General features: G+C 39.2%; 8 protein-coding genes. 6 read left to right on the top strand and 2 right to left on the bottom strand.

Features of this window, described 5'->3' with window-relative positions:
• The first annotated feature begins 42 nt into the window (after positions 1–42).
• From ACYVM0_RS15695 to ACYVM0_RS15675, 5 genes are all read left to right on the top strand, one after another.
• Positions 43–2,271 (top strand): tetratricopeptide repeat-containing sensor histidine kinase, encoded by a 2,229-nt coding sequence (locus tag ACYVM0_RS15695; RefSeq protein ID WP_460558357.1) that lies wholly within the window; start codon positions 43–45, stop codon positions 2,269–2,271.
• 48 nt (positions 2,272–2,319) lie between these two features.
• Entirely contained in the window at positions 2,320–2,967 is a 648-nt protein-coding gene (locus ACYVM0_RS15690) for a response regulator (protein ID WP_460558355.1), read from the top strand.
• A 71-nt stretch (positions 2,968–3,038) separates the two neighbouring features.
• Positions 3,039–3,554 carry a CARDB domain-containing protein gene (locus ACYVM0_RS15685; RefSeq protein ID WP_460558353.1) on the top strand — a complete coding sequence of 172 codons (516 nt, stop codon included), beginning with the start codon at positions 3,039–3,041 and terminating at the stop codon, positions 3,552–3,554.
• A gap of 55 nt (positions 3,555–3,609) precedes the next feature.
• Positions 3,610–4,944 carry an OmpA family protein gene (locus tag ACYVM0_RS15680; protein WP_460558351.1) on the top strand — a complete coding sequence of 445 codons (1,335 nt, stop codon included), beginning with the start codon at positions 3,610–3,612 and terminating at the stop codon, positions 4,942–4,944.
• A gap of 33 nt (positions 4,945–4,977) precedes the next feature.
• Positions 4,978–6,246 carry a hypothetical protein gene (locus ACYVM0_RS15675; RefSeq protein WP_460558349.1) on the top strand — a complete coding sequence of 423 codons (1,269 nt, stop codon included), beginning with the start codon at positions 4,978–4,980 and terminating at the stop codon, positions 6,244–6,246.
• Between the two features lie 25 nt (positions 6,247–6,271).
• On the opposite strand, the gene ACYVM0_RS15670 is transcribed toward ACYVM0_RS15675, so the two are convergent.
• Both ACYVM0_RS15670 and ACYVM0_RS15665 read right to left on the bottom strand, forming a co-directional pair.
• On the bottom strand, positions 6,272–6,670 hold the full coding sequence (locus ACYVM0_RS15670) for a hypothetical protein (RefSeq protein ID WP_460558347.1): 399 nt from the start codon (positions 6,668–6,670) through the stop codon (positions 6,272–6,274).
• 107 nt (positions 6,671–6,777) lie between these two features.
• Positions 6,778–12,951: an alpha-2-macroglobulin family protein gene (locus tag ACYVM0_RS15665; protein ID WP_460558345.1), complete on the bottom strand. Its 6,174-nt coding sequence runs from the start codon at positions 12,949–12,951 to the stop codon at positions 6,778–6,780.
• A 387-nt stretch (positions 12,952–13,338) separates the two neighbouring features.
• Here ACYVM0_RS15665 and ACYVM0_RS15660 point away from each other — a divergent pair, with 387 nt between their 5' ends.
• Complete coding sequence (locus ACYVM0_RS15660) at positions 13,339–13,836, top strand: hypothetical protein (protein ID WP_460558343.1); 498 nt, start codon at positions 13,339–13,341, stop codon at positions 13,834–13,836.
• Positions 13,837–13,947 lie beyond the last annotated feature (111 nt).

Here is a 13,947-nt window from a genome sequence, read left to right as displayed (position 1 = left end):
TTTGTATTTTTCTGTTCTGATCAAATTTGTAAAGCTGCCGTAATGATATCCGGGAAAAACATAGCATACATCGTCGTTTTTTATACCGTATTTTTTTTATGTCCGGGTATTGCCGCAGCGCAATATAGCAAAGCCGATTCCGTAACAGTTTTTACTACTATTGATAAGGCAGAAGAATTCTTTACCAGCAGCAATTACGATTCTGCGCTTTTTTATTGCAGCAAAGCAGAAGAATACAGCAAGCTACACAATTTTAAAAAAGGACAGGCCTATGCACAGATAGAAGCCACCGATATTTATATTGATAAAGATGACCTGGGTAAAGCAGATATTACAGCAGCTGCAGTAAATAAGCTGGGCCTGCAAATGAAAGACTCCCTTATTACAGCAGTATCGTGGATGCAGATGGCACAAATAAAAATGTACAGCGATAAATTTGATGCCGCCGTGCCGCTGTTTGAAAAAAGCCTGCAATATTACCTGGAAAAATATCCTACCAAATATTCTGCACTGGCGTATAACGACCTTGGTTATACCTGGGGCAGAAAAGGAGAGTTGAGTAAACAGGCAGATGCATTGCTGAAATCCATCCGTATTTATGAAAATTATTTTCCGGACAGGCATGGCGAACTGGCGATTGCATTAAGTAATCTTTCCACTGTTTATTATGGGTTGAATCAAAAAGATAAAGCCATTGAGTATGCAAAAAAATCGTTGGTGTACAGGGAGAAGAGTGGTGATATAGCGAGGCTGTCGTTAGGCTGTTGCAATATCAGCCAGTACTATATCGGTATTAACAATGATGAAGCAGAAAAATATTTACAGCAATGTGTAAAATATGCGTTGCAAAGTAAACAGGAAGCCCGTATCGTTCACTCTTATGTTACTGCTGCCTATTTATACAATACCAATCATAAGCCGGAACAGGCATTGGAATATGAAATGAAAGCCATTGCCATGATGGAGAAAAGTAGAAAAGATTCTGTGATGCTGGCGAGGCGGTATATGTCGGCCGGCGCTATTTGTCAGCAGTTGAAAAAAGATACAGCCACTACAATGGAATACTACAATAAGTCGCTGGCTATCTTAAAATTATTGCCCGATAAATTTAACCTGAGGGATTTCTATCTGCAATTATCGAATTATTATAAAGAAATAAAAAATTACGCTGCAGCTTATAACAGTTACAAACAATACGTGTTGTATAAGGACAGTATTGTATCTGCCAATACCCAATCTTCTATTGCAGAGATAGCCACCAAATATGAAACAGAAAAAAAAGATAACGAGATCAGTAAGCTGCAGATCAATCAGCGGATAAGGCAATTGGAAATTGAAAAGCAAAAAGCCATCATTGCAGGTAATTTATCAGAGGCAAAACAAAAGCAAAATGAGATCACTTTATTATCTCAGCAAAAAGAGTTGCAGGATGCAAGAATAAAGCAACAGGGCGAATTGCTGGAAAAACAGCAACTGGTTTCAAAAAACGATCAGCAGCAATTAAAATTATCCCTGCAGGAAAGAGAACTGAAAGAAAAAGAATTACAGGTGCAAAAACAATTGCGGAATATTATTATCGGTAGCGGTATCGCAATTTTAATTTTGGGCGGATTTATATTTAACCGCTACCAGTTAAAAAGGAAACTGCAGCAGCAAAATGAATTACTCTCGGTTCGCAATAATATTGCCCGTGACCTGCACGACGAGATCGGCTCCACACTTACCAGTATAAAAATTCTTTCTGAAGTGTCACGGAATAATATTGATAAGGATAGCAAAAAATCTTCGCAGCTATTATCGCAGATAACGGAACAATCAGCACAAATGCAGCAGGGTATGAGCGATATTATCTGGGCTATAAAACCCGATAACGATAAGCTGGAAAACATACTGTCACGGATGCGTGAGTACACCAATTATGCACTGGAGCATAAGAATATTGGGGTTGCATTTAGCGTGGATGAAAAACTGCTTGCAGAAAGCATCAGCATGCAGCAGCGAAGGGATTTATTTTTGATCTTTAAAGAAGCGGTGAATAATGCCGCAAAATATTCTGCTGCAACAAAAGTAGATATTGTACTGCAGAAAGAAAATGAGAATATCATATTGCAGGTAAAAGATAATGGCAAGGGTTTTACAGAAGTAAGCAAACCGGGAACAAACGGGCTTATTAATATCAGGTCGAGAGCGGTGGCCCTGGGTGGTGTGGCAGAAATTATTGCTGCACCTGGTGAAGGCACAACTGTGGCCGTAAAAATTCCTGCTACATGATGATGTGGTGCGGCGCAAATTTTTTCCGCAGTAAATTTGAAATTGATTATGGCTATTAAAGTACTGGTATACGATGATAATGTGGCCCTGCGTAACAGCATGCAGGTGTTGCTGAATGATATTGATGATTTTGAAGTGGTGGCAGCAATGCCCAATGCAGAAACCGTTGCAACTGACCTGCAAACATTTACGCCCGATGTAGTGCTGATGGATATTGATATGCCTGCGGTAAATGGTGTGCAGGCGGTAAAAAATATCCGTAAAATAAATGATCAGTTACCCGTGATCATGCTCACCGTATTTGATGACAATGAAAATATTTTTAAAGCTATTTGTGCAGGGGCTTCCGGGTATATTTTAAAAAGATATGCTACAGAAGAAATTCCCGCAGCCATACGTAATGTACTTACGGGCGGCGCACCTATGACAGGTTCTGTAGCAAGAAAAGTATTGCAGATGGTACCACAGGCAAAAAATGAGCAACAGGAAAAGGCCGACCTCTCCAAAAAGGAAACTGACATATTGCAATTGCTGGTTAATGGCTATAGTTATAAAATGATCGCTACCGAAATTGGCATCAGCATCGATACGGTTCGTTTTCACATCAAAAAGATATACGACAAACTACACGTACATTCTGCAACAGAAGCCGTTTCCAGGGCACTGAAAGATAAGTTGCTTTCCTTTTTCATTTAAATCACCACATGATGATGTAGTTGTATAAAGCTGCATGCATGGGTATTTTTGGTTATTAAAATTAACCGGAAATGAAAACACCATTTCAATTCGCCTTACCTGTATTCTTTGCAATGCTGTGCTATACTGCAACAGCACAAACGCCTGTTATCCCAAAAGGTACCACACCGGGTAAAATAAATTTACCTGCGCCGAAAATTGCTTTACTGAAACCCGACCTGCAGTTTGTAAGTTCTGATGTCATAGCGGTGGAAGAATTAACCGCACAGCATCTTATACGAATCAAACTTTCCATCACTTATAAAAATGCAGGCGCTGCAAACGCCGATAAAGATTTTAGTCTTGACCTGCAGGGATTTTTTGACGACCGCGGTGGCACCAACCATTTACCGATAGGCAGCAATTGTACACTGCATCCGCTGGCAGCCGGGCAATCACGTACGGAGGAATGGTGGTTTTTAAAAGATGTGACTGCATTGGGCAGAGGCCATCATCAATGTGTGGTACGTATTGATTGTACCAACAGGATTGCGGAATCGGATGAAAGCAATAATAATTCTCCACAGTTTGATATTAACGTACAATAAACTGCCGCAACATATTTTAACCCGGAACACCTGACAAAAACATAAAAATAAAAACATGAAACCTCAGATCATTTTTCTTGCGGTAGCTGTACTCAGCTGTAGCGAAACAAACGCACAAACTATTGGCAAAAGAGTAAAAGACAGGGCCGCTACCAATGCCAGTAATAAAGTAGATCAGAAAGTAGATAACGCAGTGGATAGTGCGTTTAATAAAACGGGCAATGCGATCAATAATATTTTTAAAAAGAAAAATAAAAGCAAGACCGATAAAACAACAGAAGGCAATACAGCGGCCACTGATAAATCTGCTGCATCTTCAGGCAATAACAATTCAAACAGTTCTACTCCGGCAACAGGTGGTGGCGCAAAAAACAGTGTCAGTTCTTTTTTAGATTTTGTGCCGGGCAACAACGTAATATTTGAAGATGATTTTTCTAAAGATGCCCTGGGAGATTTTCCAGCCAAATGGAATACCAATGGCAGTGGTAAAATAGTTACCATCGACGGGCAGCAGGGAAGGTGGCTGGAAGTAGTGCATAATTCTATTATTAATCCTGTGATGGATAAAGCGTTGCCCGAAAATTGTACTATCCAGTTTGACCTCTTCCTGCAAGCCGACGGACAACATACCACGCCATTCATTCAGTTTGGTTTAACCAATGTTCGTGATATCTTAAAAGAAGATATGTTTTATAAAGACCGGTTCTTTATGAATATTAACCGCTATACCGAAGTGGATGGCAAGGCAGTTGAGTACGGCCTTAAAAATGATGTGGTAGGAAACAAAAGTGATTTTCCGGTTACCTCTTACGCAAATAAAGTGTTGCACGTGGCGATGTCGGTGAATAAAACACGTATCCGTATTTATCTTGATGAAAAAAAATTAATTGATTTACCAAGGGCACTTACTCCTGAAATGCGTAATAATTTCTTTTTAAATAATAACTACATCATTCCTGCATCCGAACTGGGTATGCTGGTGGGCAATGTGCGTATAGCCAGTGCTGATGTGGATGCCCGTAGTTTGCTTATTAAACAATTAATGGAAGAAGGCCGTGCGGTAACCAATGATATTTTGTTTGATGTGAACAGTGATGTGATCAAAAGTGAATCATTTGCACTCATCAACCAGTTTGGTGATGCGATGAAAAATAATCCCTCTCTTAAAATAAAAATAACAGGCCATACCGATAGCGATGGTAATGCTGCTGCCAATACAGAACTTTCTAAAAAGCGGGCCGCAGCAGTAAAAAAATATTTAGCTGCCAACTATGGTATTGCAGACGACAGGGTACAAACAGATGGTAAAGGTGCTATGCAACCGGTAGCTGATAATTCAACCGCTGCAGGCAAAGCAAAAAACCGCAGGGTAGAATTTGTTAAGCTGTAAAAATCATCACACTTTTCTTTATAAAATACTATAATGAAGTTTATAACACTATTTACGGTTTGTTTACTGGCATGCTGCATTGCTGTAAAAGCGCAACCGCCACGGGATTCTGTAAGGCATGATACCACCCTTTTTGGATGGGATCAAACACGTGCCCAACTCATTAATGCGCCCATACTCAGGGGCAATTCGGAAGGAACGACCATTGTGCCTGTGCGGCAACAGTTTTGTTTTGATATGACGATGGAAATAGAATTATTTTATGGCGGCAGAAGAAGCATGCAAACCTGTTTGTTCATCAATACCGTTGATGGTTATATGGGATATACGCAACCATCAATGGGAGGGGCGATAAATGTGTTAATGCCCGAAGTGGAAAGTTTCAGGTTTACTGTGGTGAGTTTTAAACTGGGTAATATCTTTACTTATCATAACCGCAAAGGCAACAACAATATTTTGCAGCACCTGGTAAGCACTTCCAATACTGATACGCATGAATACCAGATGAATAATTTGCTTACTGCATCGCCTTTAAGCCGCAAAAGCGAACATCGTATGTATTGCGATGGAAAAGCTGACGCATTGGCCTATAAACGCTCTGATGAACCTACCACATGGTTTATATACGGTGATCGTTACCCGGCAACATTGCAGGCGCAAAAATTTTTGGGAGGCTTTGGTGTGGGTGTGGTACGTACAGATGCAGGTGTGTACATAGTAATGGAAAGACAATCGGGAACCAGCTACACGGTGATAAAACGCATAGAAAGAACAAGGGTTTGTTTTGATCCCGCCGGCTACAAAATGGAAGAAGCCGATTTTTTTACCAAACGTACTGCTGATCTTGTAAGAGAAAGAGAAAAGCTTGACAGGGATGAAGCTGCTGCACAAAGTTCAGGAAGATGTGTGCCGGAAAAAATGGCGGTGATCAATTTCAGAAGAGAACAGTTGCAGGTACAGGAAGATAACCTGCGCAAAAGCCAGGCCGGCAATCTGATACAGGACAGGACTGCACAAAAGGGAATGATTGATATGATGGACCCGGTTGTATCTGTGCAAACAGGGATTTTACAGGCCAAAGTGGGCATCTGTAATGCTCAGGAAGATATGAGCCGTAATCCTTCTCATGCCGCAGGCGCACAACAAAAAATTGATTGCCTCAATCACCAGATCAGTGTATTAATGCAGGCAGAAAATGACATGCGTGCAGCAGAAAGAAGGTATGCTGCTAACCCGGGGCAAGCCTTTGCAGAAAAATCAAAAATATATATGACCGCTATGCGGACGGCAGGGTGTAATTAATGAAAGAGGCAATTGAAATTAAACATTACATTGTTTCTGTAGCACTCTTATGCCTGGGCCTCCAGATAAGATAATAGTACATTAAGAAGAGTAAGCCCATACAAAATGGTATCATCGCCGTTTGCTTCCCTGTTAAACCAAACAATAATATCTTTTCATCAAACTTAAAGAACTCACTGATCATCCAGAAACTGTTAGCGCTTATCCAGAATACGATAGCAAAGTTGTGGCAGACCTCACTTACAAAACTTTTATTTTTAAAAGCGATCCAGATCGCAATCACCAATGTAGGAATGATCATGATAATGCCTAGTGGCCGCCACACCATACACCAGCTGATATCTTTAAACAACCAGAATACGATATGCAGGTTTTCCATTTTTCTGAAACGAAGTGGTATAGCGTAGTTTTGCTCATCAGCCATGGCTCAATAATTTTCTGAATGCACAAAATACAGGAATTGTTTTAAAACAAAAACACGAATTAGTGACTAAACTAATTCGTGTGATTCGTTGTAATCCGTGTTTTATCTTACTCCACACTTACCCTTATTCCCTCGCTATGGCTGGTAAACTCCGGTGCATACATACACTGTATACTTGTAATGCCATTGCTGAAATTACCGGTATGCGTAACAAACATGGGGTATTCAAAAACATAAGTGCCTTTGCTGATGCGGCTGAAAAAGAAATTGGTGCTGGCATCTTTGGTACTCTCATAGTAACCTAATCCGCCCTGGTATTTATATTCACTCAATGCATTTACCGGTTCCATGCAGGCGGCTCTCATATCTTTCATGTGAACGTATTCCATCTCTCTGTCTGCACGTAATTCAATACGTACTTTTATTTTGTCACCCACTTTTAATACAGCGCCATCTGCCAGTGCTTCCAATACGGGGCCTTTATCAGTATTTCTTTCAATGAACAATTGCTTTTTCAATTTCAATGGAGTTTCTGAAGGAGTGATCTTATCTAAGTCTTCAAAGTATTGCCAGTATACACTTCCCCAGCTTGTGGTGCTTTGGTTTAATGGTTTAGAGTTTGAGGAGTTCAGGGTTACCGAAATATTTCCCATTTCCGCTTTTACTTTTTCACCAGCAATTCTTTTTTTGAAATAGCCCGTGCCTGCTTCTGTAGCATCATCGCTGCTTTTAATAACAGTGTTACCTAAATTGATCACCACTTCCTTTTCTTCGCTCAGCCAGTTGCTGCCACCCAACAATAAAGCATAACAGGCTTCCGCAGTAGCCTTGGTGGTTTTCCAGTTTTGTGTTTGTTTTTGTTTCAGCAGCCAGGTTTTTAAATCATCAACAGTAGCAGTGTTCTTTTCAATATCACCAAATGCCTCTACCATCATCGCCTGTGATTCTATTGGTGCCTGCTGCCAGTAATAGCCGCCTGTTGTCCATTCTTTCCAGTACATGCCCATCTCTTCTTTAATGATAGCATTTTCTTTTAATGATTTAAGAATGGCTTTTGGTGTTACCTCATCTTTTGTGCGGTATAAGGCCAAAGCGATCATGGCTTGCGTATACTTGCCATTGCTTAACCAGTATTTCTGTGCCTGGCCCCGATAATAATTGTAAGCGGTTATTGAAGCATCCGCAATTTTATATTCTGAAAAGAAACTACGCATGTACAAATACTGCACCTGGATATCGCTTAAATTATTGCTGCTTAATTTTGCTTTATAACGGATTAAATTATCGTAATCTTCTTTTATTTTTTTATCGAGATATACAATGCCTTTATCAACGATCGCTTTTACTTTTTGATAATTATCGCCGCTTAATGCATTCAGTTTTCTTAAATGGCCAATGCCGGTGATGATGTATTGGGTAATGTAACGATCATCAGGACCGCCTTTAAACCATACAAAACCACCATTGCTGCTTTGCATGACTTTTAGTTTATTGAATGCTTTATCCATTTCGCTGCTCATCTTTACCATATCAAACAACAGCGCTATATTTTTCTTTTGCTGGTTCTCATTCTGTGCATCCAATACCCATGGTGTTTCCTGCAATAAAGCTGATTTTAATTCCTCATTTTTTTGCAGGTTAGAAAGTAAGGCAGCCGTATCAGCAGTTTTCCATTTTTCAAAAACAGCTTTAATTTTTGGCATACTGTTGCTCACATAGGTAGCTAATGCATTAGCATAATAGCGATTGAAAGTTTGCTCCGCACATTCGTAAGGATATTCCATTAAATAAGGCAATGCCTGTACTGCATACCATGCCGGATTGCTGGTATACTCTACCGTAAGTGCATGGTTGCTGATGGTGGTACTGCTACCACTGTTCAATAATTTATCAAACTTAAAATTCTTTGTGGTTTGATTACGCAGGTTGATGGGCATTGATTCTGTAACCAATGTACGGTTGGTTAAAACAGGTATGGCCATTTCTTCACCATCGCTGGCATTTTTTGTTTTTGCAATAATGCGGTAGGTCATGGCACTATTAAAATTAAACGGCACTTCCATCGGGAATTTTACTGCAAAACTCTGCCCGGCTGCAATGGTAAAATATTGATTAGGAAAAACATTTTTAAACCAGCCATCTATAGGTTTGTTGGTAGCCGCATCCAGTAATTCTAATTGAGCGGTGCCCGTTACTTCACTATCACTCATGTTCACAATTTTTGCGCTGAACTCCATGGCATCACCTTCACGTAAAAAACGGGGTGCGTTAGGCTGTACCATTAATGGTTTTTGAGTAACCGTTGTTTTTTCGCTGTAACCACTGGCAAGATCTTTAGTGTGTGCCAGCGTCATCAGTTTCCATTTGGTTAATGCTTCAGGAATAGTAAACTCAAAACTGATATTACCATCGGCATCTGTTTTAAGGTCCGGAAAGAAGAAAGCAGTTTCGTTAAAATTCTTGCGTACCTGAACCGCATCATTTGGTGAAGTCGGGTCTTCCCCAAGTTTTTTAATTTTTTCTCCATAAACAAACATCTCTTCCTGTTTTGAAACTACTTTCCCACCTTCTTTTCGTTTGCTTGTACTTGAAACATCGCCATAGCCAATAACTACTACATCCGATTTGTCCACTCCTATAGCTGGAGCTGCCATTGAAGCCTGCCCTCTTAAAACTACACCGGCATTATATCTCACATTAGGATTCAGGTCATGTTGAAAATTATCATAATAGGTTCCTGTATTAAAATCTCCATAAGCAGCACCACCGAAATAGGCAAGCCTGTCATAAACTTTGTTATAGTACTGCTCATTGTACTCAGGTAATTTGTTGTACTCTTCACTTTCTACTTTAGTAAAACCTTTCTCTTGCCAGTTTACAGTATTGTATAAACTAGGCCAGATGTTTAACCTGTTCCAGCTATGCGGCTTAAACTGGTCTAACGAAGCATCATACATACCTGCCAACATTTCTGCAGCTACCTGTTCGCCCTTATGCCCGGTAATTTTTACGGTCCATTTTTCATTGGCACCGGGTAATAATTTATCCCTGAAAGTGGAGTAAGTAATGTTCAGTTCTTTATTGCTCCAGGGAATAGCAAAACTTTCGCCGCCTTTGTAAATGCGGTTGTGTTGTACAAAAGCATAACTCATGGCCATACCTCCGCGGTCGGGTTCTCCCGCAGATTCCGCAAATGACGCCGCTTTATTTTTTGTTATGGATTGATAAGTGGTGTTGGTTGTTTTATCCATTTTTGTCAACGTATGAATCAACCAGATATTATCAAAGCCGGTAGCAATATTGTATTCAATTTTTTCGCCGGGTTCAACGGATTGTTTTTTTACATCAACAGCAATGGGTTCGTTAATTTGTCTATTAGTTGAGGAGTTAATTAGTTGAATGTATTTTTCTGCTTTTACTGCTTCGCCATATTTATCTTTTGTTGTTGCTACAACTTTATACCACCCGGCATCAAATTGACCATTTACCATGGCCCATTCGCCATTTTCTTTGGTAGTATCGGTTTTATCAAGTGCTTTATCACCTAAAGGCCATTTGCTTTTCTGGTCTTCATCTTTATACACGTCGTAAGGAAAGTAGCCTTTATATTCGTCCTTACTCATTGTAAACTGGTCAGGCATATCCCAATAGCGTTCACGGTAAATTGTATTAGGCGATTTTACTTTGGTGATAGTAAGATTTACATTGGCTTTTTCAAAGATGTCATTCAGGTTGGTACTGGTGATCTTTATATTTTTCAAACTGTTGGCAATAATTTTTTCAGGCATATCAATACTCAGTTGCAGCATTTGATAGGCTACAGCAACAGAAGTATTGCCACTTCTCGTTTCACCATTGATATCGGTAACATCAGCACTTACTTCATAATAAAATACAGGCTGGCTTTTTTTATCAACGCTTTCATCGGGCAATGCTTTAAAAGTTATTTTAAATTCACCTTTGGCATCAGTAACTACTTCGCCATTGGTGATTTCATTTTCTTCGCTTCTGCCATAAATCGGGCTGATCTTGCGCCTGCTGGTAAAGCCCCATTCCCACCAGATAGGATAACGTACTTTACGCACCACACGATATTTTACATTGGCACCGTCTACATTATTGCCGGCATAAGCTTTTGCGTTGCCGGTAATTTTTATGCTGTCGTTTAAACGGTAGGTGCCTTTAGGTTTTTCTACTTCTACAAAAAACTTAGGGCGCTTATATTCTTCTACATTAAAACGCTGCATAGAATTTGTAGTGCTGTCAAACAAACTGAACTGGCCGTTTAACACACCTTCGGGTAATTTAAAAGAACCTTTATAGCTGCCGTATTCATTGGTAGTTACAACAAGTTCTGTAACTTTTTGATAATTGGCGTCACGTAATAAAATTTTTGTTTTAAAATCAGGGACCACAGCGGTAGCACCCGATTTTTTTTCACTTTTTATAACAATGCCCTTAAAGTAAACTGTTTGCCCGGGGCGGTAAATGCTGCGATCGGTAAATAAAAATGTTACGGGTTTCAGTTCGGGTATATCAAGGCTGTTGTAGGTATTGTAGCCTTCGTTTTCATCCATAAAGAATTCATCATTGTTGTATTTCAGTTGCAGTAAAAAATTACGGTAGTCTTTACTGGCTTTCATTTTAAACATACCGTTTTTATCCGTGGTATATTTTTCTGCTTTTATTTCATCCGGGCTATTGGTTTGATAATTGTATTTGCTTTCCCACACCTGTACCTGTGCATTGGGCAGCGGCTGGCCATTGTTCCTGTGCAATACATAATACTCATTGCTATTATTATGGATGTAGCTGATATTGCTTACATACACCGTTTGTTTGGCTATAATGTTTTTGGCAAGAGAAAAATTTTCGGTAAGGCTGGCAAGAATAAAATACACGCCATTATCGAGCCCGTCTATTTTAATTTCTGTTCCATGCTCCTGGTAATCTGAAGGGTCGGGTAAGGTAACGCTCCAGCTTTTAACGGCTTTAAGATTCACATAATAACTCCATAATTTTTCATAATCCCTGCGGTCAAGTTTTTTTATTTCTTCTTTGGATGTTTTAACAATACGGAAATAAACCTTGGGCACATTCTTATATACTACCAATGTGCGGAAAGGATCGTTGATGGTATTTACTTTTTCTGTTTCAATATTCAGCGCAGGTTGTATAATAGTTCCTATTAGGTTCTGGCTGTAAATGCCGCCTTCACTTTTTGGGAATTTTTTAGCAATAGCTTCACATAATTCTTTCGCTCTTTTTTTCTCAAATTGATTGTCTGTTTTGCCATTGGCTTCAAATTGTTCGCCACGGTCGTAATATATCTTTGCCCTTAAATAAGCAGCTTCTGCAGTTGCCGGGTTATCGGGATATTTATTTTCTATACTTCTTAATGCAGCCTCATATAATTTTTCCTTGTCTTCAATAGTGTTGTACTGGTTTACAAAATTTAATCGTATCAGGTCAGCATCAATTAACGCATCGGGCCTGGCATCGGTTAAATGAAATTTTAAAATATCCTGCAGTAATAAAATGGCTTTGTGCTGCAGTGATGCGGTATCTTTTGTTTTAAAAGACGCCGTAACGAATTCTGCTGCAGGCGCAAATACTTTGGCATCATTTATTTTAAATTCGTAAGCAGGTTTGGTTAATTGATTCTCATCCGTCATAAAGTACGCCAGGGCACGGTGCGCTAAAAAATCATAGAGCGTGGGCCTTAGCTGCCCGGTGTTTTTGCCTTTTATAATGATGGGTGCAAAAGCATCCAGTTTGGTTGTTTTTAAAAGAGACTCATTTTGTAATGATGCTTTAAATAATTTAGAGATTACACTGTGTATCTTATCGATGCTCCATGTAGTGATGTCTTTATTTTTGTCTTCCTTTAATTTGGTACGGTCGTAAAATTTCCAACGATTATTTTGCAGGTATTGCCAGAACATTTCTGCCTGCATACTTTGTAAGATATTTTTGGCAGGTCCTTTTGCTTTATCAATTAATGTGTCTGCAAAAAAAATATTATTCTCATTGCTTTCTTCTTCCACCATATTTCTATACCTGATCTGGTACATGCTGCTTTTTATCTGCTGGGCATCGTTGTTATCTTTTATGGCAAGTGTGTAGATCGTCATCACTTCTGCCAATGCAGATTTGGTAAGGCCTTTCTTTTCCAGGTCTTCTACCTTCTTCCAGTTTTTTAAATAGTCGTTGTTTGTTTGTGCCATGGTGCTAAATGCGAAGCCGGTAAAAATTACCAGCAGGATTTTCTTTAAAAACATAAGGAACTTATTTTAATTACAAGATACAATTTGTTATTGAGCGGTTATGCATGAATGATTTAAAATACTTTTAAACTACAGCGTAATTTAAGTTGCCGCGGATTATACAGATTTGCACGGATAAATACAATAAAATAAACTGCGAAAATCTGTGCAATCTATGCTAAACCCAATTCGCGTTGCGGATTAAAATTTAGCTGCGAAAATTTTTATTGCAGCAGTAAACAGATGTGTAAGCTGCATCATTTTCATAAATAAGTAAGATTTTTTTCTTTAACGTTTTATTAAGTGTTTGTTTGTCATGCGGCACAACGTTTGAATATTCAATAGTAAGCAGTAAAAAAATAAAACTGCGAATTGTATTTTTCACTTTTAAATTTTACTACAATGAAAAAGATTTTTACATTTTTAGCCGTAATGGCCATTTTCTCATCCGGCTTTGCTCAATGGCGGGGCGGTAACGACAGGGGACCACAATATGATAACCGTAACAACAGTTATAATAGCAGCTCCTTAGTTATTAATGCTTTTACTGAAAAACGTTTTACAGTAATGATTGATAACATGCAATACCAGTTGAATGACAATTATCGTAACACAAGACGTGATAACAGTATTGCTGTAGGTGCCATGAGCCCTGGCCGACATACCGTTACTGTATACGAATACAGGAGCAGCTTCTGGGGTAAACAAAAACAAAAAGTAATGTACAGTTCTGTATTGTTCTTTAAACCTGGTGTTGAAACCGCTTTAAACATCAACAATTACGGGCAGGTAAACATTACCGAGAAACAAGGCTATCAGAATAATGGTTATGGCCGTGATGACAGGAGAAGAGATGATGACAGAAGGCATGATAATGACCATGACGGATGGCGCCACTAAGACTCCTTTGGATTCTGCATACAAAAACAAAGCCCCGGAAATTTTCGGGGCTCTTGTTATTTATGAATTCAGTAAGACTGGCTCAAGCCCAGTCTCACAAACAATGTCGTA

Source organism: Ferruginibacter profundus (assembly GCF_054783275.1).
The sequence above is the reverse complement of the archived record's forward strand: the minus strand, read 5'-3'. Positions and strand labels throughout refer to the sequence as shown.